Genomic DNA, 225 nt, shown 5'->3' with positions numbered 1-225 from the left:
TTCAACGGGTTGTCTGCGAACAGTAGCTTCCATCGTCTTGGGATCAAGTCGGCGGTGTCTTTTGCTGGGTGCTGGCTTACTCGTTGCAAGACATCCGTCAGATAAACACTGGGATCGATGTCATGCAACTTGCAGGTGCTGATTAGGCTTTGGATGAGGCCAACGTGTTCCGCGCCCAGTTCTGTCCAACAGAAGAGCCAGTTTTTCTTACCCATCGGGATGGGT

At 52.0% G+C, this 225-nt stretch carries 1 protein-coding gene; it reads right to left on the bottom strand.

The annotated features are described in order from the left end of the window. The coding region (locus V6259_RS19970) for a transposase domain-containing protein (protein ID WP_341586014.1) at positions 1 to 225 on the bottom strand (225 nt) is incomplete at both ends.

It is taken from the genome of Marinomonas sp. TI.3.20 (assembly GCF_038155025.1).
GTDB lineage: Bacteria > Pseudomonadota > Gammaproteobacteria > Pseudomonadales > Marinomonadaceae > Marinomonas > Marinomonas flavescens.
This window is presented reverse-complemented; position numbering and strand designations above follow the sequence as displayed.